The organism is Sphingomonas sp. LT1P40 (assembly GCF_036663835.1).
GTDB lineage: Bacteria > Pseudomonadota > Alphaproteobacteria > Sphingomonadales > Sphingomonadaceae > Sphingomonas.
This window is the reverse complement of sequence record NZ_JAXOJT010000002.1, coordinates 753241-778212: the sequence shown is the minus strand read 5'-3', so window position 1 is coordinate 778212 and position 24972 is coordinate 753241. Positions and strand designations below refer to the sequence as shown.

At 65.3% G+C, this 24972-nt stretch carries 22 protein-coding genes; 15 read left to right on the top strand and 7 right to left on the bottom strand.

Features of this window, described 5'->3' with window-relative positions:
* Positions 1-5: 5 nt before the first annotated feature.
* Complete coding sequence (locus tag U1702_RS15310) at positions 6-935, top strand: hemolysin family protein (protein WP_332726049.1); 930 nt, start codon at positions 6-8, stop codon at positions 933-935.
* Between the two features lie 5 nt (positions 936-940).
* On the top strand, positions 941-2311 hold the full coding sequence (locus U1702_RS15305) for a PQQ-dependent sugar dehydrogenase (RefSeq protein WP_332726401.1): 1371 nt from the start codon (positions 941-943) through the stop codon (positions 2309-2311).
* On the opposite strand, the gene U1702_RS15300 is transcribed toward U1702_RS15305, so the two are convergent.
* From U1702_RS15300 to U1702_RS15290, 3 genes are read right to left on the bottom strand one after another with little or no spacing between them, the layout of a single operon-like run.
* The gene (locus U1702_RS15300) at positions 2284-2493 is read right to left on the bottom strand and encodes a hypothetical protein (RefSeq protein ID WP_332726048.1); all 210 of its coding nucleotides are present in this window, start codon (positions 2491-2493) and stop codon (positions 2284-2286) included. The two genes, U1702_RS15305 and U1702_RS15300, sit on opposite strands and share 28 nt — an antisense overlap.
* Position 2494: 1 nt before the next feature.
* Positions 2495-2920 carry a hypothetical protein gene (locus U1702_RS15295; protein ID WP_332726047.1) on the bottom strand — a complete coding sequence of 142 codons (426 nt, stop codon included), beginning with the start codon at positions 2918-2920 and terminating at the stop codon, positions 2495-2497.
* Between the two features lie 48 nt (positions 2921-2968).
* Positions 2969-3271, bottom strand: coding sequence for a polyhydroxyalkanoic acid system family protein (locus tag U1702_RS15290; RefSeq protein ID WP_332726046.1), 303 nt, complete (start codon positions 3269-3271; stop codon positions 2969-2971).
* Positions 3272-3350: 79 nt separating this feature from the next.
* On the opposite strand from U1702_RS15290, the gene lnt reads away from it, so the two are divergent.
* The 7 genes from lnt (at position 3351) to U1702_RS15255 (ending at position 14604) form a co-directional block, all read left to right on the top strand.
* The gene (lnt, locus tag U1702_RS15285) at positions 3351-4904 is read left to right on the top strand and encodes an apolipoprotein N-acyltransferase (RefSeq protein WP_332726045.1); all 1554 of its coding nucleotides are present in this window, start codon (positions 3351-3353) and stop codon (positions 4902-4904) included.
* An 83-nt stretch (positions 4905-4987) separates the two neighbouring features.
* Entirely contained in the window at positions 4988-6199 is a 1212-nt protein-coding gene (gene metK, locus U1702_RS15280; RefSeq protein ID WP_332726044.1) for a methionine adenosyltransferase, read from the top strand.
* 87 nt (positions 6200-6286) lie between these two features.
* Positions 6287-7672: an RNB domain-containing ribonuclease gene (locus U1702_RS15275; protein ID WP_332726043.1), complete on the top strand. Its 1386-nt coding sequence runs from the start codon at positions 6287-6289 to the stop codon at positions 7670-7672.
* Between the two features lie 43 nt (positions 7673-7715).
* The gene (gene trmB / locus U1702_RS15270) at positions 7716-8396 is read left to right on the top strand and encodes a tRNA (guanine(46)-N(7))-methyltransferase TrmB (RefSeq protein WP_332726042.1); all 681 of its coding nucleotides are present in this window, start codon (positions 7716-7718) and stop codon (positions 8394-8396) included.
* Positions 8397-8540: 144 nt separating this feature from the next.
* Positions 8541-11273: a TonB-dependent receptor gene (locus U1702_RS15265; RefSeq protein WP_332726041.1), complete on the top strand. Its 2733-nt coding sequence runs from the start codon at positions 8541-8543 to the stop codon at positions 11271-11273.
* 28 nt (positions 11274-11301) lie between these two features.
* The gene (locus U1702_RS15260) at positions 11302-14133 is read left to right on the top strand and encodes a hypothetical protein (protein ID WP_332726040.1); all 2832 of its coding nucleotides are present in this window, start codon (positions 11302-11304) and stop codon (positions 14131-14133) included.
* Between the two features lie 132 nt (positions 14134-14265).
* Entirely contained in the window at positions 14266-14604 is a 339-nt protein-coding gene (locus tag U1702_RS15255) for a hypothetical protein (protein WP_332726039.1), read from the top strand.
* Between the two features lie 18 nt (positions 14605-14622).
* Here U1702_RS15255 and U1702_RS15250 read toward each other — a convergent pair whose 3' ends face one another.
* The 3 genes from U1702_RS15250 to U1702_RS15240 form a co-directional block, all read right to left on the bottom strand.
* Positions 14623-15798 carry a mandelate racemase/muconate lactonizing enzyme family protein gene (locus U1702_RS15250; RefSeq protein ID WP_332726038.1) on the bottom strand — a complete coding sequence of 392 codons (1176 nt, stop codon included), beginning with the start codon at positions 15796-15798 and terminating at the stop codon, positions 14623-14625.
* Between the two features lie 8 nt (positions 15799-15806).
* Positions 15807-16730: a dihydrodipicolinate synthase family protein gene (locus U1702_RS15245; protein WP_332726037.1), complete on the bottom strand. Its 924-nt coding sequence runs from the start codon at positions 16728-16730 to the stop codon at positions 15807-15809.
* 110 nt (positions 16731-16840) lie between these two features.
* Positions 16841-17563 (bottom strand): IclR family transcriptional regulator, encoded by a 723-nt coding sequence (locus U1702_RS15240; RefSeq protein WP_332726036.1) that lies wholly within the window; start codon positions 17561-17563, stop codon positions 16841-16843.
* Positions 17564-17741: 178 nt separating this feature from the next.
* On the opposite strand from U1702_RS15240, the gene U1702_RS15235 reads away from it, so the two are divergent.
* Genes U1702_RS15235 through U1702_RS15210 form a run of 6 tightly spaced genes read left to right on the top strand, consistent with a single transcriptional unit; the run spans position 17742 to position 23554 of the window.
* A complete protein-coding gene (locus U1702_RS15235) occupies positions 17742-18701 on the top strand; it encodes a 2-dehydro-3-deoxygalactonokinase (protein ID WP_332726035.1) in 960 nt (319 codons plus the stop codon).
* Positions 18698-19936 carry an MFS transporter gene (locus U1702_RS15230; RefSeq protein ID WP_332726034.1) on the top strand — a complete coding sequence of 413 codons (1239 nt, stop codon included), beginning with the start codon at positions 18698-18700 and terminating at the stop codon, positions 19934-19936. Before U1702_RS15235 ends, U1702_RS15230 begins: the two co-directional genes overlap by 4 nt.
* Positions 19933-21021 (top strand): DUF4432 family protein, encoded by a 1089-nt coding sequence (locus U1702_RS15225; RefSeq protein ID WP_332726033.1) that lies wholly within the window; start codon positions 19933-19935, stop codon positions 21019-21021. Before U1702_RS15230 ends, U1702_RS15225 begins: the two co-directional genes overlap by 4 nt.
* Positions 21011-21742 carry an SDR family NAD(P)-dependent oxidoreductase gene (locus U1702_RS15220; RefSeq protein ID WP_332726032.1) on the top strand — a complete coding sequence of 244 codons (732 nt, stop codon included), beginning with the start codon at positions 21011-21013 and terminating at the stop codon, positions 21740-21742. The genes U1702_RS15225 and U1702_RS15220 overlap by 11 nt, the downstream gene beginning before the upstream one ends.
* Positions 21743-21746: 4 nt before the next feature.
* The gene (locus tag U1702_RS15215; protein WP_332726031.1) at positions 21747-22370 is read left to right on the top strand and encodes a 2-dehydro-3-deoxy-6-phosphogalactonate aldolase; all 624 of its coding nucleotides are present in this window, start codon (positions 21747-21749) and stop codon (positions 22368-22370) included.
* Positions 22367-23554 (top strand): GDSL-type esterase/lipase family protein, encoded by a 1188-nt coding sequence (locus U1702_RS15210; RefSeq protein ID WP_332726030.1) that lies wholly within the window; start codon positions 22367-22369, stop codon positions 23552-23554. Before U1702_RS15215 ends, U1702_RS15210 begins: the two co-directional genes overlap by 4 nt.
* A 33-nt stretch (positions 23555-23587) precedes the next feature.
* Here U1702_RS15210 and U1702_RS15205 read toward each other — a convergent pair whose 3' ends face one another.
* A complete protein-coding gene (locus U1702_RS15205) occupies positions 23588-24961 on the bottom strand; it encodes a hypothetical protein (RefSeq protein ID WP_332726029.1) in 1374 nt (457 codons plus the stop codon).
* Positions 24962-24972 lie beyond the last annotated feature (11 nt).

The window sequence follows — 24972 nt, the reverse complement described above, 5'->3', positions numbered from 1 at the left end:
CGAACATGGCGGACGGACCCAGTAGCAACGGGAGCGGCGACAGTAGCAGCGAGGGCGGGATATGGCGCGGGCTGCGCGCCCTCCTGTTCGGCGATGAGCAGAATGAAACGCTGAGAGATCGAATCGAGGAAGCGATCGACGAGGCCGACGCCGAGGATGGCGGCGACAAGAGCGACTTGTTGTCGAAGGACGGCGACCTTTCCCCGCTCGAGCGCAAGATGATGCGCAACCTGCTCCATTTCGGCGAGCGCGATGCCGGCGATGTCGGCGTGCCGCGTGCGGACATCGTCGCCGTTGCCGAGAGCACCAGCTTCGCCGAACTGGTCCAGCTGTTTGCCGAGGCCGGGCACAGCCGTTTGCCGGTCTATCGTGAGAAGCTCGATCGCGTGATCGGGATGATTCATATCAAGGACGTGTTCGCCGTTCTCGCCGCCGGGGCCGGCCCGCCATCGAAGATTACCGATCTGATGCGCCAGCCGCATTACGTGCCGCAATCGATGGGTACGCTCGACCTGCTCGTACAGATGCAGGCAAGCCGCACCCATCTGGCGATCGTGCTCGACGAATATTCGGGGACCGAAGGCCTCATCACGATCGAGGATCTGGTCGAGGAAATCGTCGGCGAGATCGATGACGAGCATGACGACGCACCCGAGGCACTGTTCGTGCCGCTGGACGATGGTGGCTGGGATGCCGACGCCCGCGCCGAGCTCGAAGACGTCGCCGCCGCGATCGACCCGCGCTTGGGTGAGGTTGACGAGGATATCGAGACGCTGGGCGGCCTCGCCTTCATCCTCGCCGGCCACGTGCCCGAAGCGGGCGAATGCCTGAAACATCCCAGCGGCTGGACTCTCGAAGTATTGGAGGCCGACGCCACGCGCGTTCGTCGCCTGCGCCTCCATCCGCCCGAAGAATTACTGGAAGTCGAAGAATGACCCGTTTGCGCAAGATCCTGATTATCGTCGGCGGACTGATCCTCGTCGCTGCCGCGTTCGTCTGGTACGTTACGCGGCCCGATGTGGCGCAGCTCGATGCCAATGCGGTGGCGGGTCAGAAACCCCAGATCACCGATACCCGCGCCGAAACCTTTCCGACGATCAATGTCGCCGAAGCAGTCGGCTGGCCCGGCGACGCCAAGCCCACCGCCGCAGCGGGTCTGACCGTCAACGCCTTTGCCAAGGGGCTGGACCATCCGCGCTGGATTTATCGCCTGCCCAATGGCGACGTGCTGGTGGCCGAGAGCAATTCGCCGCCGCGCGAGGATGGCGGCATCACCGGCTGGGTCATGAAGCTGCTGATGGGCCGCGCCGGTGCCGGCGTCCCCTCCGCCAACCGCATTACCTTGCTCCGCGATGCCGATGGTGACGGCGTGGCGGAAAGCCGGTCGGCATTGCTGACCGCCGCCAACGGCCTGGATTCGCCGTTCGGCATGGTGCTGGTGGGGGAGACGCTCTACGTCGCCAACCACAATGCGCTGGTTCGCTTTCCGTTCAAGGTCGGCGAAACGAAGATCACGGCCAAGGCGCAGAAGGTGGTCGACCTGCCCGGTGGCGGCAATCACTGGACCCGCGACGTGGTCGTCAATCCGGAGGGCGAGGGCAACACGCTGCTGGTCAGCGTTGGATCGGCGTCGAACATCGCCGAAAACGGGCTGGATGTCGAAAAGAACCGCGCGACGGTGCTGGAAGTCGATCCTCGCGCCCGCACCTTTCGCATCTATGCGGCGGGCTTGCGCAATCCCGTCGGCCTGGCGATCAACCCGACGAGCAACCGATTGTGGGCGGTGGTCAACGAACGCGACATGCTCGGTTCCGACATGCCGCCCGATTATCTGACCCAGGTCGATGTCGGCAGCTTTTATGGCTGGCCGTGGAATTACTGGGGCGGTTATGTCGACAAGCGCGTGAAGCCCGAACGGCCCGATTTGCGCGAATATACAGCGCGACCCGATTTCGCGCTGGGCGCGCATGTCGCCCCGCTTGGCCTGACCTTTGCTCAGGATCTGAAACTGGGGGACAATTACGACAACGGCGCATTTGTCGGCCTGCATGGATCATGGAACCGGGTGCCGGCCACGGGTTACAAGGTCGTCTATGTCCCATTCGATTCGCGCGGACTTCCGATTGCCGGTGCAAAGCCGGTCGATGTCGTCAGCGGGTTCCTGAACGCCGAAGGCAAGGCGATGGGACGTCCCGTCGGCGTCGCAGCGGACAAGACCGGCGCGCTGCTGGTGGCGGACGATGTGGGCAACGTCATCTGGCGGGTGAGCGCACCCGCCGCCCCTCAATCGACCGAGCCTGCGTCCGAATAAGCCGACTCGAACAATGGATCGCGCGACGCCGTGTCGCGCGGTTCGCCCAGCGTCGAGCGCGACACCAAAGGCATCATGCCGGTCACGGTGTAATGCCCCATCATCGCGCCGGTGCAGCTGCCCAATGTCAGCGCACCGGCACCGACGATCATCCAGCTGATGGCGCGCGAACGCCCGCGCATCTCAGCGATCCACCTGTGGCAACGCGATCAACTCATCGCGCGTCGTCGCCGCGCGCAGATCCCAGTCGTCGCCATCCGATGCGGCAGTCAGCCGCGTCAGCGGCAATCGCACCAGGCGGTCCGGGTTGGTGTCGTCCACCTCTACGATCACGCCGACGATGTTGCCCGATGCGTCGGTCTCGACTCGCTCGACATCGCCCAAATCCTTGCCGCTGCTGTCGATCAGGTCGGCATCTTCGATCTGCCTGGTGGTCAGGCCGAACGCGGTGCCCGGGCCAGTCGCAGATGGCAGTGCGGCGGGCGTTTTCGCCGGAGCGGGGGCGGAAATCGCGCCGTTGGCGGTGACTTCGGTTCCGGCAGGTGCTTGCGGTGTATCGTCCGAACAGGCGGCGACGAGCACAAGCGGAATGGCGACCAGCAAACGCATTACGATGTCTCCCTGTGCGCTAAACCGAATGGCTGCCCGCAGGTTCCTTCATTTCAGTAATTTTGGCCCCTCGCTCAGCAACTTCTCTCGGATTTTGTTGGCGAACAGCGCCAACAGCGGCGGCAGATCGACCACGGCGTGAACGCGATCCTCAAAGATGTCGAGCTTGCTCGCCACCGACTGCCCCATCGCGCTGACGGTGAAATGGAGCGTATCGCCGTCCCAGCGCTCCTGCACCGTCCCGCCGCCGGGAACCATGCTGCCGATCTTGCCGACGCCAGCGGCCAGCCGCGCGCGGGCGGCGTCTTTGCCCAGCTTGTGCGGGATATCAACGGTAACGGGTTCGGCCATGATCGCTCCTTGGGTGTGTTGATGCAATGATACGCCCCAAGCTTGTGTCTGTCACGTTCCGGCGCAATAGCATCGCACCATGTTGCCACGCCCCCGTCTCATCGCGCTCCTCACCGGCATCCTTTCCGCCACCGCCTTCGCCCCGCTCGACTGGTGGGTCGTCGGGCTGGTGTGCTTCGCCATCCTGTTGCGGCTGACGCATGAGGCGCCGACGCTGAAGCAAGCGTTGCTGCGTGGCTGGCTGTTCGGGCTTGGCCATTTCACCGTCGGCAACAACTGGATCCAGCACGCCTTTATCTATCAGGACAAGATGCCCGCGGAGCTGGGCTATGTCGCGGTGGTCCTGCTGGCACTTTATCTGGCGATCTATCCGGCGATGGCGATGGGCCTTGCGTGGCGCTTTGGTCAGGGACGAAAGCTTGACGTCGCCTTCGTGCTGATCGCTGCTGCCGCGTGGATCGTCAGCGAATATCTGCGCGCCGTCATGTTCACCGGTTATGCGTGGAATCCGCTGGGCGTCAGCTGGCTGCCGGTGCCGGGGGTAGCGTCGCTGTCGGCGTGGGTTGGTACCTACGCATTGTCGGGTCTGGTGATTGTCGTGGCAGGCGCGCTGCTGCTGGCCAGCCGGCGCAATTGGTGGTTTCCGGTTGCAGTCATCATGCCGCTGCTCGCCTCCGCCGTGCTGTTCGCACCCATTTGGAAGCCGCACGTCGCCGCAGCCAACCATCCCCGCGTTCGAGTCCTGCAACCCAATATCGGACAGGAAGCCACGCTCGACGGCACCTACGCGAAACTCGCGCTGAGCGAACTGGTGCGGCTGTCCAACGATCGCCCGGCCCTCCTCCCCGGCGGCCCCGCCCCGCGCCTGATCGTCTGGCCGGAGGGCGCAGTCGATTACTGGGTGGAACAGGGCTATCCCGAAGCCTGGTATAGCAAGGGCGATCCGCGCACGATCCGCGCGACCATTGCGCAGACGCTGGGACCAAAGGACATCGCGCTGATCGGCGGCAATGCGCTGTTGTTCAAGGGCGATACCGAACTCGACGCGGCGACCAATTCGGTGTTCGCGCTCGATGCCGCCGGGACCATCCTGGGCCGTTACGACAAGGCGCATCTGGTCCCATATGGCGAGTATCTGCCAATGCGCACCATCCTCGAACCGCTGGGTCTATCCCGGCTGGTCGCGGGCGAAATCGACTATGAGCCAGGTCCGGGGCCAAGGACGATGGCGATCCCGGGTTTCGGCAATATCGGCATGCAGATTTGCTACGAAATCATCTTCAGCGGCCAGACGGTGGACCGCGCCAATCGCCCCGCGATCCTGTTCAACCCCTCCAACGACGCATGGTTTGGCGGCTGGGGTCCGCCGCAGCATCTGGCACAGGCGCGGATGCGCGCGATCGAGGAGGGGCTGCCCATCCTGCGCTCTACGCCGACGGGCATTTCCGCAATCATCAACGCGAATGGCCGCGTTGTCGCATCGGCGGGTATGGGCGAGGCAAAGGCGATCGAGGCGCCGATGCCCGCCGCGCTCCCGCCCACGCTGTTCTCACGGTTCGGAAACTGGATCGCATTTCTCTTCGCGGGACTGCTGCTGGCCGCCGCAATTGCCTTTCGGCGCTTCGCCCGCTAGGGCCAGCGCGATATAACAAAAGCTTTATATCACCGTCTTCCCGTCAGGCATGGCAACGGCCCGACTTATCACTGAGGATCATCATGCGTTCCAGCTATCTCTTCACGTCCGAATCGGTTTCCGAAGGCCATCCCGACAAGGTCTCCGACCAGATTTCCGACGCCATCGTCGACCTGTTTCTGTCAAAAGACCCCGAGGCACGCATCGCGTGCGAGACGCTGACCACCACGCAGCTGGTCGTGCTCGCCGGTGAAATCCGTGGGCGTGGCATCATGGACGAGGCCGGCAACTGGGCACCGGGCGTCAAGGACGAAGTCGAAAAGGCCGTCCGCGATACCGTGAAGCGGATCGGTTACGAGCAGGACGGCTTCCACTGGGAGACGCTGCGCTTCGAGAATAATCTTCACCCACAGTCCGCGCACATCGCACAGGGGGTGGACGCGTCCGGCAACAAGGACGAGGGTGCCGGCGATCAGGGCATCATGTTCGGCTATGCCGCCGACGACACGCCCGATCTGATGCCGGCGACGCTCTACTACAGCCACAAGATCCTCGAACAGATGGCCGCCGACCGCCATTCCAAGAAGGCCCCGTTCCTGGAGCCGGATACGAAGAGCCAGGTTACGCTGCGCTACGAGGGCAGCAAGCCCGTCGCCGCCACCGCGATCGTCGTCTCGACCCAGCATGGCAGGGGCTATGACGAGGGCGAGAAAGAGGCCGAGCTGCACGCCTATGTGAAGTCGGTGATCGCCGACGTCATCCCGGCCGAACTGCTCAGCGACGAGACCGTCTATCACATCAACCCGACCGGCAGCTTCGAGATCGGTGGACCCGACGGCGACGCAGGGCTTACCGGGCGCAAGATCATCGTCGACACCTATGGCGGCGCGGCCCCGCATGGCGGCGGCGCGTTCAGCGGCAAGGATCCGACCAAGGTCGACCGCTCGGCGGCGTACATCACCCGCTATCTGGCGAAGAACATCGTTGCCGCCGGTCTGGCCCAACGCTGCACGATCCAGCTCGCCTATGCCATCGGTGTGTCGAAGCCGCTGTCGCTGTACGTCGACACGCACGGCACCGGCACCGTCGGCGACGATGCGATCGAAAACGCGATCCTGAGCATCGAAAAGCTCGGCGGCCTGACGCCACGCGGCATCCGCACGCATCTCGGTCTCAACAAGCCGATTTACGCGAAGACCGCCGCCTATGGCCATTTCGGGCGCAAGCCCGAGGGCGATTTCTTCCCATGGGAAAAGACCGATCTGGTCGATGATCTGAAGGCAGCTTTGGCCTGATCCGCCGATAGCGAAAACAAAGGGGCCGGGAAGCGATTTCCGGCCCTTTTGCGTTGCGCGATTGCGGCCAGCGCCTAGCATGCCGCGATGAAGACCCTCGCAGACCCCGCCAATGTCCTTGCCCGCGAACTGGCGGCGATCCGCGCCGAGTTTCAGGTGCCCGACGGCTTTCCGCCCGCCGTGCTGGCGGCAGCGGCGGACGCCGCGACGCGTGCGCCGACCGATCACGCCGACTGGACCGACCGGCATTTCGTGACGCTGGATCCCGCGACCGCCAGCGACCTCGATCAGGCGTTCAGCATCGAGGCGGCCGGTAACGACCTGATCCTGCATTATGCCATCGCCGATGTTGCGTGGTTCGTGGACGAGGGCGGCGTGATCGACGCCGAAGCGTGGGCGCGCGGCGAAACCTTCTACCTGCCCGATGGCAAGGCCGGACTCTATCCGCCGGTGCTGGCCGAGGGGGCCGCCAGCCTGTTGCCGGACGGCCCGCGTCCGGCGGTGGTGTTCAGCGTGCGAGTTGCACCCGATGGCGGCGTGAAGCTGGACGCGGCGACGCGTGCGGTGATCCGATCCCGCGCCAAACTGGCCTATGCAACCGTGCGGGAAAGCGACCTGCCGCCGGGTTTTGCCGAGCTTTCACGGCGCATCGAGACGGCGGAGATCGCGCGCGGGGCGGCGCGGGTCGATCCGCCGGAACAGGAAGTTGCGCATGGGCCGGACGGCAAACTGGCGCTGGTGTTTCGCGAGCGACACCCGTCGGAGGCGCAGAATGCGGCGCTGTCGCTGGCCGCCAACATGGCGGTGGCGGATGCGCTGATCGCGCACGAAACCGGGCTGTTCCGCGTGATGGCCGAGCCGGACGATCAGGCGGTGCAACGGCTGCGCCACACCGCGCGTGCGTTCGGCATCGAGTGGCCCGCCACCGCGACGCTGACCCAGTTCGAGCGGACACTGAACCCCGCCAACCCGCGTGACGCCGCGCTGATGCTGGCGATCCGCCGCGCCGGCAATGGTGCGGGCTATCAGCCATTCCGCGCGGGCGAGACGCCGTGGCACGCCGCCGTCGCCGCGCCCTATGCCCATGCCACCGCCCCGTTGCGCCGGCTGGCCGACCGCTATGTCGTACAGGCCGCGCTCGCGGTGGCGAACAATCGCGAAGTGCCCGCGCATGTCGTGGCCGCGTTTGCAAAGCTGCCAAAAGTCATGGCCCGCGCCGACGCCCGCGCCAATCAGATCGACCGCGCGGTGATCGACATGGCCGAGGCGGTGATGCTGGCGGGCCGCGAAGGGGAGATTTTCGCGGCGATCGCCACCGATATCGGCGAGCGCGGCGCGTCGATCCAGCTGTGCGAACTGCCGGTCGTCGCGCGAGTCGATGCGTCGGGGCTGACGCCCGGCGATACGCTGACGGTACGACTGACCGGCGCCGATGCGCGGACGCGGAAGATCGCTTTCGAACGCATGGGCTGAGCGCGGTTCACATCAGTCGCGCGCGCCGCTAGTGGCTTCGGCGATGAACGACCCAACTACCATTCGCCGTCTTTATGGCCGCTCAAAAGGCCACAAGCTTCGCACCGGTCAGGCCGCTTTGGTCGAGGAACTGCTGCCACAGGTCGAGGTGCCGGAAACCGGGCCGCTCGATGCGCAAACCCTGTTCGGCGATGATCGTCCTCTGGAAGTCGAAATCGGCTTTGGCGCGGGCGAACATTTGGCGGGACAGGCGGCGATGCGGCCCGATACCGGCTTTATCGGCTGCGAGCCGTTCCTGAACGGCGTGGTCGGCGCGCTGGGGCATATCCGTGACAGCGCGCTGGACAATGTCCGGCTGTATATGGGCGACGCGCTGGACGTAGTCGAACGGCTGCCCGATGTCAGCCTCGATCGCCTCTATCTGCTCCACCCCGATCCGTGGCGGAAGGTGCGGCACGCCAAGCGCCGCATGGTCAATCACGGCCCGCTCGACCTGATCGCCGCCAAGCTGAAGCCGGGTGCGGAATTCCGGCTGGGCACCGACGACCCTACCTATTGCCGCTGGTCGATGATGGTGATGAACCAGCGCCGCGATTTCGAGTGGCTGGCCCAGACGGCGACGGATTTCCTGACCCGCCCCGACGACTGGCCGGAGACGCGTTACGAGCGCAAGGCGCGGCGACAGGGGCATGAAGTGTGGTATTTCAGATATTTACGGGTGTGACGCCGATGGGTCGAACACGGCGAAACAGATAAAGCGTACCGCAATGGCCGTAGAAAGTGTTTGACCTATGGCTAAAATAGCAACAATATCCTCTCATAAACATGGGACGCGAAATCGCGCCCATCGGGTGTCTGGGGAGGAAAAATGGCAGTTTCTCGTGATTTTCTCGCGGCAACGGCGGTCATCGCGCTGATTGCAGGTGCGCCACAGTGTTTCGCCATGGCGAACAATCAGGCCGCTCCGGTGCCCACGCCACCCGCCCAGACACTCCCCGCCCCCGCCGCGCAGACCGACGAAGCAGCCGCCGACGAAGTCGTCATCAGTGGCATTCGCGCCAGCCAGGCCGAAGAAATCGACATCAAACGCAGTTCGGACCAGATCGTCGATTCGATCGTCGCCGAGGATATCGGCAAGCTGCCCGACCAGAATGTCGCGGAATCGCTGGAGCGCGTGTCGGGCGTGCAGGTGCGGCGCGGAATCGACGAGGCCAGCGACATTTCGGTGCGCGGCCTTCGCCAGAACCGGCTGGAGTTCAATGGCCGCACGCTCATCAGCCCCTATGGCCGCGGCCCCGACGGACCAGATGACGGCGCGTATAACGTCCTCACGCTGATCCCGTCCGAGCTGGTTTCGCGGATGGACGTGACCAAGCTTCCCTCCGCGTCGATGATCGAGGGCTCGCTGGGCGGCACCGTCAACATCCAGACGCGGCGCGCGCCCAAGAACGACGAATGGTTCATCGGCGGATCGGCGCAGGGTGTTTACAAAGACAAGGCCGACAATCTGTCCTATCGCCTGACCGGCCTGATCGCCAAGTCGTTCATGGACGGCAAGTTCGGTTTCTCGCTAGGCGTCAACTATCAGGAACTGAACATCCTTCAGGATTCCAGCGACAGCTTCACCGGCTGGCGCGAGGCACCCGACAGCTTCAACAGCAACGCCGCGATCCGCGATCCCAATGGGGATGGCATCAACATCTTTTACTATAACGACATCCGCTATCAGCGGCTGGAGGAAAAGCGCCGCAAGCTGGGCGTGACGACCGGCCTGACCTTTGCACCGTCGAGCGATTTCGACATGTATGTCGACGTCCTCTACGCGCGTGCCGACACCGACCGCTATCGCCGCTGGATCTCGATCCCGCTGAGCGCGGCATCGTCGGCCTATACCAACCCGATCTATACCGCGAACGAGAATCTGATCGCGGGCACCGTCCGCGCAACGGTGCAGGGCAATGGTGAGCGGATGACGCTGCCCACCAACATCTGGAGCGGCGCGGTCGGCGGACGCTGGCAGGCGGGCGATCGTCTCGAATTGCGGGGCGAAGTTTCCTACACGCGCGGCACGCAGGACTATTATCAGGCCTATCTGCGCGCCGACACTCGCGCCACCCACCTGATCCCGTTCGATTTCCGCGACAGCGACGTGCCGCAAATCACGCTGCCCGCGACACTCGATCTGACCGATCCCGCGCTGTACATCTATCGCACCAGCTTCGATAATCTGTTCGTCTACAAGTCGGAGGAGCTGAACGGACGGCTCGACCTGAAATACGATATCGAAGGGCCGTTCCTGCGCAGCATCGAGGCCGGGGTGCGCTACAGCAATATCAAGAGCAACCGCGAAACCTTTCGCAACCAGAGCACCTATGCCGCATCCGGCGCGGCGGCGATCCCGGTCACGTCGTATCCGAACAATTACGAGACCGTCACCTTCGACGATTTCATGAAGAGCGCGACGGGCAATTTCCCGACCAGCTTCCTGCTGGGCGTGCCCGAATTCGGCGAGCTGGAGGGCGTGTGCAAGGTGTTTCAGCCCAATTGCACGCCCTACCTCTACGACCCCACCTCCAGCTATGACATCGAGGAGCCGATCTATTCGGCCTTCGTCCAGGCGAATTTCGGCGCGGACTGGTTCGGCCTGCCGATGACCGGCAATGTCGGCGTGCGCTATGTGAAGACAAAGGTGCTGGCCAACGGCTTTTACGGCATTCGCGGCGGCACCGGCGGGTTCGAGGAGCGCAACGACCGCATCAGCTATGACGACTGGCTGCCCAGCACGGCGTTCCGGTTCCAGCTGACCGACACGCTGTTGCTCCGGCTGGGTGCGGCGCGGGTGATGGCGCGACCCAACACCCGCGACCTCTCGCCCTCCTTCTCGATCACCTCGGCTGGTGGCGGTTCGGGCGGCAATCCGGCGCTTCAACCGTTCCGCGTCAACCAGTTCGACCTGTCGATCGAATGGTATCCGACGCGCGACTCGATCGTGTCGCTCGCCGCCTTCTACAAGGATGTCGAAAGCTTCATCTTCACCCGCCTGGTCGAGGAAATTCTTCCCGGCCTTGACGCCGACGTCACCGACAGCGATCCGCAGACGCCGTACCGCATCAATCGTACCTTCAATGGCGCGGGCGCCACGATCAAGGGGTTCGAGTTCCAGTTCAAACAGCCGCTGACCTTCCTGCCGGGTCCGCTCGACGGGCTGGGCATCAATGCGACCTATACGTTCATCGACAGCCAGTCGGGCATCACTGATATCCGCACCCAGGCTGACTTGCCGCTCGAAGGCCTGTCGAAGCACAGCGCCAATCTGGTCGGCTATTACGAGAAAGGTCCAATCGGGCTGCGGGTCGGCTATGGCTGGCGCGGCGGCTTCCTCGACAAGATCGGCGGCAGCGGCGACGGCGTTTATTACAAGCCGTATGAGAGCCTGTCGGCGTCGGTGAATATCGACATCACCAAAGAGCTGAAGCTGAGCCTTTCGGGATCGAACCTGCTCAACTCGTCGATCCGCAAATATAGCAGCTTCGAGGAGGCGACCCAGTCCTTCCTCGAAAACGGGCGGACGTTCACCGCCAATCTGCGCGCGAAGTTCTGACCCCGACCCGAGTAATGGAGCGTATCTGGTGATTGCACGGCTTATCGGGATCAGCGCGCTCGCGCTGGGGGTTGCGACGGCGGGCGGGGTTGCGTTCGCGCGCGTCGGCGCGGCCCCGAACGGGCAGGCCGCGGCGGCGGCGATGCCCGCCGAAATGGGTGGCTTCACGATGGACTTCGTGGTGCTGCACCGCGCCGACAATCCCGGTCTGGCAACGCGCGCAGCGGGCATTGCCAAGGTCAATTACAATGTCGAAACCTGGACAGCATTCGACCCCGCCAGGGCGGACCTCGCGCAAACCAAACGCAGCGTCGCCAGCCAGGGCGACGGCTTTGACGATCGTATCCTCGACGGCAAGGCGGACCGGCGCAGCGCCAATTACTTCAACAGCGGCGAGCAGATTCGCATGGCCCCGACGCAGGTGACGCGCGCCGGGAATATGCTGACCGCGGAATATCCGGCGGACCCGCGCTTCACGCTGACCGCAACCGCCGACCTGTCGGCCCAGCCTTATCCGCTGGTGAAGTGGAAGCTGACCGCCCGCGCCCCCGGCTATTATTCGGTCGGCTATGTCGGCGCGCCGAAGATCGCGGCGGCAGCGGCGGACGAATTGTGGCAGCCCCTGGTGTGGCAGGAACGGCGGATGCCCGACCGGCCCTATCTGACGCTCGCCTATCGCGCGCCGTTGCCGACGACGTTGGTCCGCGACGAGGGCGTGGCTTATGGCGCGCTGGCGCATCCGTCGGAATTCCCGTTTCAGCCGATGCCGCTGCCGACCAACAGCCGTTTCGGCGTCGCGCTGCGCACCGAGGATGGGCGCGCCAGCCCGATGATCTTCGCGCCCGTCATGGGCGGCACGCTCTCCCGCCTGCCCGCCGGGGGCGTGCGCGATTTCAGCTTTTATCTGGTGCGGGAGAAGAGCGAGGACCTGACGCAGGTCTATGAAAAGCTCGCGCGGCGCATCTATGGCTTCCGCGATTATCGTAGCAATGCGACCGGATCATTGAACGCCACCTTCGATCGTATGGTCGATTATTCGATGACCAAATATGCACGCTGGCTCGATGAGCTGAAGGGCTCGTCCTACTCCACCGACGTGCCGGGCGCGGTCAAGAACGTCTCCAGCCTCAACCCGCTGATGTTGGCGATGGTGACCGACCGACAGGACATGTTCGACGGCCGCGTCGCGCCCTATGTCGAATATATGCTGTCGCGCGAGAAGTTCCTGTTCGCGCTCGACCCGAAACAGAAGATCCAGCACCCCTCGCGTCAGCTGCTCGGCCCCGCAGCACCCGTGTCCGAACTGGCGACGCTCTATGCGATCTTCGGCAAGCGCAACGCCGCCTATCTCGACCTCGCCCGCGCGGAGTATGAAGGCGAGCGCGTCCGCAATCTCGACGTGGCGGAGCCGGGCAACAGCTGGCACAACGCGCTGTCGCTGTTCGAGGCGACCGGCGACAAGGCGATGCTGTCTGCCGCCGTCACCGGTGCCGACCGCTATTTGGCGAAGCGCGTCGCGGTGAACCAGAGCGAGTTCAAGGACGAAAGCTTCTTCTTCTGGCCCGCCTTCGTCCCCGATTTCGTCGACCTCTACCGTCTCTATGAAGCCAGCGGCGAGCGGCGCTTCCTCGACGCGGCGCGGCTCGGCGCGCGGCGCTATACGATGTTCACCTGGATGGCCCCGCGCATCCCCACCGCCGACGTCACCGTCAATCCCGGCGGCGAAGCGCCAATGTATTGGTATCTGAAGGGCAAGGGCCACAAGCCGATGAAGGCGCGCGAGGGCAAGGTCGCGGCGTGGCGCGTGTCCGAAATCGGGCTGACCGCCGAAAGCTCCGGCACCAGCACCGGCCACCGCGCGATCTTCATGGCCAATTACGCGCCGTGGATGCTCAAGATCGGCGAGGATACGAACGACGCCTTCCTTAAGGACGTGGCCAAGGCGGCGGTGATCGGGCGCTATCGCAACTTCCCCGGCTATCACATGAACACCGCGCGCACGACGATCTACGAGGATGCCGACTATCCGTTGCGCGAGCATCTCGAGCTGAGCGTCAACTCGTTCCACTACAATCACATCTGGCCGATGGCCTCGCTGCTGCTCGATTACCTCGTCGCCGATGCCTATGCGCGCTCGGACGGCGCGATCGACTTTCCGGCGCAGTTCATTGAGGGCTATGCCTATCTCCAGAGCAATTTCTACGGCTATCAGCCGGGCAAATTCTACGGCGATAGCGGCGTGCAATTGTGGTTGCCCAAGGGGCTGGTGCAAACGCAAGCGAGCGAGCTGAACCATGTCGCGGGCTATCGCGGCGACGCGGTCTATCTGTCCTTCGCCAACCAGTCGGCCAAGGCGGTCACGGCGGACTTCACGCTGAAGCCCGATCAGGTCCAGCGCGTCGGCGCGACGCGGGTGACGACGCTGTCGCCCGAGGGTTCGGCGGTGGCGGCAGGCAATGGCTGGCGCGTCACCGTGCCGGCGGGCGGTCAGGTGGCGATCCGCATCGACGGGTTGCGCGCCAAGGCCGAGCTCCAGCGCGCGATGCTGGGCGGCACCGGCGCGCGGGTCAAGACCGACAGCGCGAGCGTGAAATTCGGCGACGCCCGCGCCTACCTGCTCGATTTCGGCAAGTTCGGACGTCGCGGCTATGTCTATCTGCGCGAGGACGACCGCACGATCGCCAGCGCAACCTTGCGTTATCGTGTTGGAGGCGGCGCATGGACCGAGACGACCGACACGGCATTCCCGTTCGAGTTCAGCGTGCCGGTGCCAGCGGGCGAAAGTTTCAGCTTTCGCCTGTCGGGCAAGCGCAAGGGTGGTGCGAATGGGCAGGGTGATGAGGTGACGTTGGGGCGGTAGGTGCGGCAGCTGCTCACGACCCACTTGCGGACATTCGCCGGGTCATCGCATATTACGCGGATGGCTCAACCTCCGTCTAAAGAAGAGCGAATGGAGCTTCGTCGCGCGACGGGGAATAGAGCGCTGCCTGTGATGACAGGCCTCCCCAACTATCGAGGGCCAATTTGCCTTTGGCCCCACGCCTGCTTCGACTGTCAGAAGTCTTGGAAGCTGCCGGACGAGGCCATTGGCAAGTGCCCGGAATGCGGCGACACGCTTCATTCGATGGGGCGTGCGTTCAAGGTGCCCAAGAGATCCGACAACGAACAATGGGCCAAGGTTCGCGCCCTCTGGTTTGCCGGATTTCGCTTTGTGAATCACACGCGCTGGCAAGAGGCAGAGCCGTTCCCGGAGCGCTTGCGGGAGGTTGACGAGTTCATCCGCCGGAACCCCAAGCATCCGTTCCGGGTTGCAGAACCGAACGCCAGCTAACGACCCAATAGCCGCCACCTACCCCTGAATCTTCACCGCATGCTGCCACAGTGCCGCGCCCGGCTCCACGCCCAGCCCCGGTCCCTCGGGAAGCAGATAAACCCCCGCCTCCGCCTTTAGCTGCCCGTCGAGCAACTCGGCATTCCGGTCCATGATTGAATGCTGATATTCGTGCATCGGCAAATCGGCGATCGCCGCCGATGCCTGGAGGCTCGCGGCCTGGAAGATGCCGGTGCCGATCGTCGCGTGCGGGATGGTGGAGACGCCGTGCGCCCCCGCCAGCGCGGCGATCGCCATGAACTGGGTGATGCCGGTATGGCCCATTTCGGGCTGGACGATCGACACCGCCCGCGCCTTCAGCCGGGGCAGCGCGTCGTAGGTGCTGCGCCATTCCTCGCCCGCCGCAACGGGCACCGACACATCGCGCGCGACTTGCGCCAGCCCGTTGACGTCCTCGGGCTTCACCGGGGCCTCGGCGAAGAACAGGCCGTAGGGCTCCAGCCGCCGGATCAGCGCGGTCGCCGCGTTCGCATCGAACATCCAGTGGAAGTCGATCATCAACTTCACGTCCGGCCCCAGCGCCTCGCGCAGCGCCTGCATCTCCTCCTCGATGCCCTGCGTCGAGACTGCCGCCGCGAACTTGATCGCGCTATAGCCTTTGGCGACGAAGTCCTGCGCCAGCTCGACCCGCTCTGAAATCGTCGCGCGCGGCAGGCCGGAGACATAGGCGGGGATCGTCTGCCGCCGAGCACCGCCGAGCAGGTCGCGCACCGGCTTCCCCGCCAGCTTCCCGCAAATATCCCATAGCGCGATATCGACCGCCGCCACCGCATCCAGCCAGAAGCCGCCGCCATAGCCGCGCACGCGCAAGATATCGTAGAGATCGTCCCAGATCGCGGCGACGTCGACCGGATCTCGCCCGCGCACCAGCGGCAGGATCAGATCGTCGATCAGCACGCCGATCACGCCCGGTGCGGTCAGGCCATAGGTCTCGCCCCACCCGACCGCGCCGTCGCGCGTCGTCACCTTGACCAGCACCGAACGGTCCTCGACCGGATAGATCGTGCGGTTCGACGTGCGGACGAAATAGCCGCGCTCGTTGACCACCTCGCCCGGCCGCAGCGGCCCCAGATAGGGCGTGTCGCGCGGGATCGTGACGACGAAGGTCTCGATATGGGCGATGGCGTCGGTCATGGCGGCGACTATAGCGCGCGGGCGAGCCGCGGCGAGGGCGCGTCGAGCAGGTCGGACAGGCCCGCCATCAACTCGTCCAACTCCTTCAGATCGTGCGCGTCGAGCGCGGGTCCGGGCGCGCGAACATATGCGCTTTCGATCAGCCCGCGCCGCTTCAGCACTTCCTTGGTCAGCCGCCAGCGATACACCGCCTGCATGTTGAGCAGCGGCAAGGTGCGCTCGAACAGGCGGCGGACCTCCGCCCAGTCGCCCGCGCGCTGCGCCGCGATCAGCGCCACGTGAAGGTCGGCGATCTCGGCGGCGGGCATCGTGCCATCGGCCCCGCGCGCCAGTTCATCGGTGATGTAGCGTCCGCCAGCCCCGCCGAAAATCCCGGCCAGTCCCGCGCCGCCTGCCTCACGCAGCGCGGTGATGCGCTGGCCGCAAGGGGCATTCTCTTCCTTGACGTAGCGGATACCCGGCGCGCGGGCGGTGATCGCCAGCACCTCGTCGGGCGAGAGGCCCAGCCCCATCGGCTTGGGCGCATTCTGCAGCATGATCGGCAGCGGCGCGGCGGCGGAGAGGCTGTTGTAGAAATCGACCAGCGCGTCGGTATCGCCACCCAGGCGCGCGGGCGTCACCACCATTGCGGCGGCGGCACCGGAATCGGCGGCGGTGACGATCAGCGCCGCGCTCTCTTCATCGCTATGACCGCCACAACCCGCGATGAACGCGGCGCGGCCATGCGCGACCTCCCCCACCACGCGGATCAGGCGGCGGCGTTCGTCGAGGGTCAAATGGTCGTATTCGCTGGCCAGACCCGGAAACACCACGCCGTCCGCGCCGCAATCGATCACCCACTGCACCACGCGGCGGAACCCGGCCTCGTCGACATCGCCATGCGCGTCGAAAATGGTGGGCAGCACCGGAAACGCGCCCGCAATGTCTGACATGAAATCCCCTCCAGCACGAGACGCACGGCGATTTGCCGCCCTTGCTGAAGCCCAATAACGATAACGGTGCTAAATTAGCAATAACAATGTTGCTGATAGCGTTTCATTTGTCAGTCGCCAATCTCCGCGACGGCTTCGCGCAGCGCTTCGACGATCGCTGCCGTGCTGTCCTCGGGGATCCAGCCGGACAGGCCGATGGCGGCAAAGGCGGGATGGGAGACGGGCAATGCGATGGTGTGGCGGTCATGATTCTCCCCCACCCGCACCCGCGCATAGCCCTGCGCCCGCACCTCGGCGATGGCGACCATCAGCTCGGCCAGCCCGCCGGGGAAGTCCGGAATCTCGCGTTCCTCGAACAGCTCCGCCAAATGCTCGTCATCCTGCTCCGCCAGCAACGCCATGCCGATCCCGCTGCTGCTCGCCGGAAGCAGGCCGATCCGCCCCAGCGCCTGGGTCGTCTCCATGCCGGGGGGGGCGTGGAAGAGGTAACTGACATTGTCGTTCCACAACACGCCCAGCGCGATCGTCAGCCCGAACCGTCGCAGCTTTTCCAGCGCTGGCAACGCGGTTTGCACGATCTTCGACGCGAACAGGCTTTGCGCGGCCAGCACATGCATACCCGGCCCCGCCGTATATTTACGGTTCGCCGTCTGCCGCGCGATGCCCAGATAAGCGAGCGTCTTGAGCAACCGGTTGACGCGCGTCGGGTTGAAGCCGAGCTGGCGCGCAAGCTCGCGATTTCCCACGGGATCCGGCGAGACGGCGAGCGCCTGAAGCGTCGCAATCCCGTCGATCAGGCTCTGGTTCGGCTGGGCGTTCGGCTTTTGCCGCATATCGTGCTCAAATCCCCGGTTTGTTGCGCAACGTGATGGCGGATGCGATGGCGAGGTCAAGCCTTTGGCGATGCACAACACAGCAATTGCAGGTTGACTTGTTGCTTCAATCGAAACATTTCTGAAGTCGGAACAGACGATGCGGGCGCCAGACCCGCTGCGATGAGAGGACAAGGCCTTGAACGAAGAGCTGCTGATCGTCGGCGACTGGGGATCCACTGCGATGCGGCTACATCTGTGTGCGCGCGATGGTGACAAGGTGCGCGTGATCGACAGCGCCGCCGGACCGGGCGTCAAATTCTGCAGCGATTTCGAGCAGGCGTTCTTCGATTCGGCGGCCGGCTGGCTGGCCGTGCACGGCACGATGCCGGTGGTGCTGGCGGGAATGATCGGGTCGAATCTGGGCTGGGCGGACTGCCCCTATGCGACCTGCCCCAGCGATGCGTCAGCGCTGACCGACCGCCTCCACCGCTTTACTGCGCGGGGTGTGGAAATCGCCATCGCGCCGGGGCTGCGCTGCACCAACATCTTCGGCCTGCCCGATGTAATGCGCGGTGAGGAGGTGCAGCTGTTCGGGCTGCTCGATCTGATCGACACCCCGCGTGAACGCATGCTGGTGTGCCTGCCCGGCACCCATGCCAAATGGGCGATCGTTCAGGACGGCGCGGTGCGCAGCTTCTTCACCAGCATGCAGGGCGAGTTGTTCGAGATCCTGCTGGCGCACAGTCTGGTCGGGCGCGGTCTGCCCGATGCCAGCGCGTCGGTCGCAATCCAGCCCGACACCCCCGCCTTCCGTGACGGCGTCGCCCGCATGCTCGCCGATCCAACGCTGGCGGTCGAACTGGCGGTGTTCGCCGCGCGCAGCCGCGTTGTGACCGGCGACCTGCCCGCGATCGAGGCGCGCGCGTTTCTGTCCGGCCTGTTGATCGCTGCGGAAGTCCGCGATGCCATCGCCGCGCATCGTGCGCGCGGAATGGACTTCGAGGCCGTGACATTGGTCGGCGCGCCGGCGCTGATGCCGCTCTATGCCGCGCCCATCGAAGCGCTCGGGCTGACCGCGCGGCAAGTGTCGGCGCACGACGCCAGCATCGCCGGGCTTGCGGCGCTGGCAACCGCTCGCTCGGTGGCACGGCGATGAGCGCAAACGCCCCCGTCACCGCACCGCACCGCGTCCGCTGGGCGATTCTCGCGCTGCTCTTCTTCTCGACCGTGCTCAACTATGTCGACCGCCAGACGCTGTCGATTCTGGCGACGACGATTCAGGCGGATCTGGGGATGAGCGACACCGACTATGCCGGGGTCGTTCAGCTGTTCCTGATCGCCTATACGCTGGCTTATCTGGTCGTCGGCTGGATCACCGACAAATTGGGGCCGAAACTCGCGCTGGCCGGGTTCGTCGCCTGGTGGTCGATCGCCAATATGGTGACCGGGCTGGTCAGTTCGGTCGGACAGTTGGGCGCAGCGCGCTTCCTGCTCGGGCTGGGCGAAGCGGGCAATTATGTCGCCGCGCCCAAGACCGTGTCGGAACGCTTCCCGCCGCATGAGCGCGGCTTTGCGGTCGGCGTCTATACGGCGGGCGCAATGGTCGGCGCGACGATCGCGCCACCGCTGATCGGCTGGCTGGCGATCGCATATGGCTGGCGCGCGGCGTTCTTCGTGACCGGCGGGCTGGGCTTTGTGTGGCTGGCGGCATGGCTGCTGGTATTCCGCAAGGCACCGAAGGCGGTGGTGAGCGAGGCGGAGTCGGCCGAACCCAAATGGCCTTTGCGCCGCATCCTCACCGACCGCTCGGTGTGGGGACTGGCGCTGGCGCGGACGATCACCGATCCGGTGTGGTATTTCTATCTTTTCTGGTTCCCCAAATATCTGATCGATGCGCGCGGCATGACGCTGCTGGGCGTCGCCGCCACGGCGTGGCTGGTCTATCTGGCCGCCGATGTCGGCAGCATCTTCGGCGGCGGCGCATCGGGGCGGCTGGTCAAGCGCGGCATGGCCCCGGCGGCGGCGCGATTGCGAATGATGGGCTTTGCCGTGTGCATCGCGCCGGTCGGTGCGCTGATCGCTGCGCAGCCGTCGCTGCCGATCACCTATGCGCTGGGCGCGGTCGTGGCGCTGGCGCATATGGCGTTTCTGGTCAATCTGACGACGCTGGCGGTGGATATCTTTCCGCAGCGTCAGGTCGGCGCGATCTTCGGCCTGATCGCGGCGGGCAGCGGCGTGGGCGGGATCATCTCGACCGGCATCGTCGGCCAGTTCGCCGAGGGGCGCGACTATGCGCCATTGTTCCTGGCGATGGCGGTGATGCACCCGATCGGCTGGCTGATCGCGCGCGCCTGTGTGTCGCGCGCACGACGGCTGGCCATGCCCGCATGACGACGGATTGGGGCCGTATCGGGCCGCACCGCAACCATGGCGCGCGGCTGCGTGAATATGTCTGGCGGGGGCGGCGCTGCGTGAGCATCGAGAATGCCGTGCTGCGCGCGGTGATCGCAATCGACAAGGGCTGCGACATTTTGGAGCTGACGCACAAGCCGAGCGATACGGAGACGCTGCATCAGGCACCCGGCGGCATGCTCTCGCCGCTCGCAATGCAGTCCTCGCCGCTCCCCGGCGGTGGCTTCCGCGACCAGTTTCCCGGCGGCTGGTATGTCATGCTGCCCAACGGCCCCGGACCGTGCGAACATGGTGGCATCGCGTTCGGCCATCATGGCGAGGCGACGTTTCTGCCGTGGGAATACGGGATCGAAGAGGACCGTGCCGAGCGTGTCGTGCTGCGCGCCCATGCCCGGCTCCGACGCATGCCATTGCTGATCGAGCGGCGGATCGCGCTGGACGCCGACGGCGCAGTGCTGCGGATCGACGAGGCGGTGACCAATGAATCCGCCCAGCCGCTCGACATGCTGTGGGGCCACCATCCGACTTTCGGCGCGCCTTTGCTGGATGCGAGCGCGCGGATCGACCTGCCACCCGCGCGCCTTACGACGACCGACACGCCCCCGCCCGCCGCGACGCTGGCGGCGCAGGGTGAGGGCCAATGGCCAATGCTCGATGGACAGGACATGTCGGTATTTCCGGATCCCGACGCCAACAGCCAGGAGTTCATGCGCGTCGACCGCTTCGATGCCGGCTGGTTCGCAATCCGCAACGCCGCACGTGGTGCCGGGGTGGCATTGCGCTGGAATGAGACGCTGTTCCCACTCCTTGGCTATTGGCGGCTGGCGGGGGGCGGCAAAGATTATCCATGGTATGGATCGCGCACGATGCTGGCACTGGAACCGTGCAACGCGCTGCCCTCGCTGAGCGAGGCGGCGGCCAAAGGAACCGCGATCCGGTTGGCGCCGGGTGAGACGCGCGCGACAACGCTGGTGGCAACGCTGTTCGCCGCCGACGAACGCGCGGTGACGGGCATGGACTGGAATGGCGCGCTGATGCTGGAGGAACACGCGGATGCGGCTTGATGGGCAGATCGCACTGATAACCGGTGCGGCGGGCGGGATCGGCAAGGCCGCGTGCCGTCGCCTATGTGAGGCAGGGGCGCGGGTGATCGCGCTCGATGTCACCCAACCCTCGATCGGCGATCTGGCGCTGGCCTGCGATCTCGCCGACGACACGGCGATGACGGCGATGGCGGCGGAGGTGCAGGCGAGGATCGGCCATCCTGACATCGTCATCCACGCCGCCGCGACCACCGAATTCGCCGCCACGCTTGACTCCTCCCCTGCCGCGTTCCTGCGCGTCTATGACGTCAATGTCGGCGGCGCATTGCGGTTGGTGCAGGCCTTTGCCCCGGCGATGCGGACCAAGGGCTGGGGCAGCTTCACCTTCGTCTCGTCGATCAACGCGCGCATGGGCGCACCGGGGTTGGCCGCCTATGCCGCGTCCAAGGGGGCGCTGGAGACGTTCCTGAAAACGCTGGCGCTGGAAGTCGCCGCCGACGGCATCCGCGTCAACGGCATCGCGCCCGCATCGGTCGACACCCCGATGCTGCGCGCATCGTTCGACCGCGCCGACGATCCCGCCGCAGCGCGCGCCGCCAATGTGCTGCGCCATCCGCTGGGGCGGCTGGGGACGGCGGAGGATGTGGCCGAATCGCTGCTGTTCCTGTCTTCCGACGCGGCGGGATGGATCACTGGCACCGTGCTTGCCGTCGACGGCGGTGCGGGTGTGACAAGGCGATAGAACGATGGATTTCGATACTGCGCGCGCCTCACTCCCGCTGGTCGCAATCCTGCGCGGGATCGCGCCGGACGAAGCGCTGGCGGTGGGCGAAACACTGGTGGCAGCGGGCTTCACGTTGATCGAGGTGCCGATGAACTCGCCTGATCCGTGCGACAGCATCGCGCGGCTGGCGCAGGGTCTGGCGGGACGTGCGGTCATCGGTGCCGGGACCGTGCTGAGCGCCAATGCCGTCGATGCGGCGGCAAATGCAGGCGCGACGCTGATTCTGGCGCCCAATACCGACACGGGTGTCATCGAGCATGCCGCCGCGCGCGGACTGACGACGATGCCGGGCGTCGCCACCGCCAGCGAAGCATTCGCCGCGATCGGCGCGGGTGCGTCCGCGCTGAAGCTGTTTCCGGCAAATATGCTTGGGGCCGGGACCGTCGCGGCATGGCGTGCGGTGCTGCCGTCCGGTATCCCGATCTTTGCCGTCGGCGGGATCGATGCCGATGGCTATGCCGCGTTCCGCGCCGCGGGTGTCGCCGGGTTCGGCATCGGCACCGCGCTCTTCAAACCGGGCATGAGCGCGGAGGAGGTCGGGCGGCGGGCCGTCGCAATCGTCGCCGGGTGGCGGGCGGTTTCGTGAGGCTCGACCGGCGTGCGGCGCTGGCCGGCCTGGCCGGACTCGCCGCGACCCCCGCGCTGGCGCAGACGCGACGTGGATCGAGCGAACCGACCACGATCTGGGCAACGGCAACGGACCGGCTCGACTATCCCGTCGCCGACCGCACCATCCGTCTGGCGATCCGCGCCACGGCGGATGCGGGGCGGGTGCGGGTGCGGCTGAGCAATGCGTTCGGGACCGATCCGCTGGTGGTCGCGTCTTTGCACATCGGATTGCGGGCTGTGGGTGCCAACGTCCAGCGCAGGAGCAACCGGCGCGTGACCTTCAACGGCAGCGGCGGCATCGTCATCCCGGCGGGAGCCAGCGTCATAAGCGATTCCGTCGCGCTCCCGGTCGCCGCGAATGCCGACCTGTTAGTCAGCGTGGCGATCAGCGGCAGCCCCGCCACCACGACCGGCCATCTGCGGCCCAAGGACAACAGCTACCTTTCCGCCCCCGGCGATCATGGCGCGGTGGAGGACGGTAGCGCGTTTCCGACCACCGTCCCGCACTGGCTGTTTGCAGATGCGCTGATCGGCGAGGGCGCGCCCAATGCCGGGTCAGTCGCCATCATCGGCGATTCGATCACCGACAGCGGCGGCAATCCACGCGGCAGTTATCAAGGGTGGGTCGATCATCTCGCCCGGCGGCTGGCGCGCTTGCCCGCAGCGCGGCGGCTGGGGCTGGTCAATGCCGGAATTTCGGGCAACCGCATCGCGGCACAGCGTCCGGGTGCGGGCATCAACGCACTCGCCCGACTCGACCGCGATGTGTTGTCGCATGCGGGCGTCCACACGCTGATCGTGTTCGAGGGGATCAACGATATTTACGGCACCCCGATCACCGCCGTGCCGCTGATCCAGGCGCATGCGCAACTGGCACTGCGCGCGCGAATGGCGGGGCTGCGCGTCATCGGCGCGACCTTGCTGCCGACGCGGCGACAGAGGTTCACGGCGGAACGCGAGAGCGTGCGCGCCGCGCTCAACGGCTTTATCCGCAGCAGCAGCCTCTACGATTACGTCATCGACTTCGACCGTGCGGGCCGCGATCCCGCCGACCCGCTCGCGCTCGCCACGGCTTACGACAGCGGCGACAAATTGCACCCCAGTGCAGAGGGCTATCGCGCAATGGCGGCCGCCGTGCCGCTCCGCATCCTCTACCGGTAAAGCGGGGCGACGCATCGCCGCCCCGCCCCCGTGTCACCCCGGATTGCCTGATCCCGGCGCATCCGCCGCATAGTTGGTGATGTCGATCTTGCGTCGCGTGATGCGCAGATTGTTGTTGGTCGTGTTCTTCTTGCGATAGAACATATAGAGTTTGCCATTGTCATAGGCGCGGTCGAAATTGTCGTCGCCATAATCGCCGCCGTCGAAGTCGACGAGCACCGGGTAACTCGCCGCATCGCTGTCCGACGTCAGCAACAGGGTGGACGCACTCCAGTTGAGCATGTCGGTCGAGGTGGTGTAATAGACGCCGTCGGACTTGCGCAGAATCGCCACATAATGTTTCGACGGCTTGTGCCACACGACGCTGCGCACATAGGTGTTGAACAGGGTCGGCTGCACCACCGCACAGGTCGAATTGGTGGTGGTATAGGGATTGCCCATCACCTGCGTGAAGCCGGGCGTCGTCGCGTTGCCGTTCCATGCGCGCCAGCTGCTCTTGTCCGCCGGATTGTCGCTGCGGAACAGACATACCCCCTTCGCCTGCCCGCCATAGCCCGAATTGGTATAGGCATACATGTACCAGAAATTGTCGGTCGTGCCGTCCTGATTGCGGCCACGGAAGATGTTCGACGGCGCGCCATAACCGATCCAGCCCGCGGTCGGCGTCAACGCGTCACCGGGATACTGGACATGCGGATAGATGGCGATGTGACCCGGCGCGGTGCCGTCGCGGCTGAAATCCAGATGCCGGTTGGCGCTCGACACCGGGTTCGCCTTCCAGGTGGCGATCGAGGCGTACCAGCAGCCCGGTTTGCCATCGGTCGCACCCGATTTGTGGCAATCGGGATCGTTGTTGACGCGGTTGCCCCAGAAATCCTGATGGCCATAGGCCCAGGCGGTGGTGCCATCGAAATAATAGCCCTGAATCCACGTTTTCTGATCGAATTTCGACGGGTCGGTATTGCCGACATTGCCGATCATGACGGGTGTGCAGTCGAGCACAGCGGTCTTGGGGTTGTTGGTGAAGCCGGTGACCGATCCATGCCATTGCCACCCCTTTGCATCGGCATCGGACACGGTCATGTGGATGACGTTATACTGATCCTCGAACACACGGACCGGGCCGTCCTGCTTGACCTTGGTCGTGCCGCACAGATCGACATCGCTGTCGTGAAAGGTCTCGATGGTCGAATCGGCCAGACCCAGTACCGGCGCGTCATTGGCGGCCATCGCGGCAAAACCGCTCGTACCGCCGCCGGACCCCGCCGCCGTCTCCGCCGGGGCAGCGGGTTTTACGACAATCTTGCCTGCTTCATTTGTATTGAAGTGTGAAACACTAGCTGCCGTGGCGATACCGCCGATGACAAGCGCGATCCCACCGGCAACTGCCAGTTTCTTCCTCTCCATGCTGCTTTCTC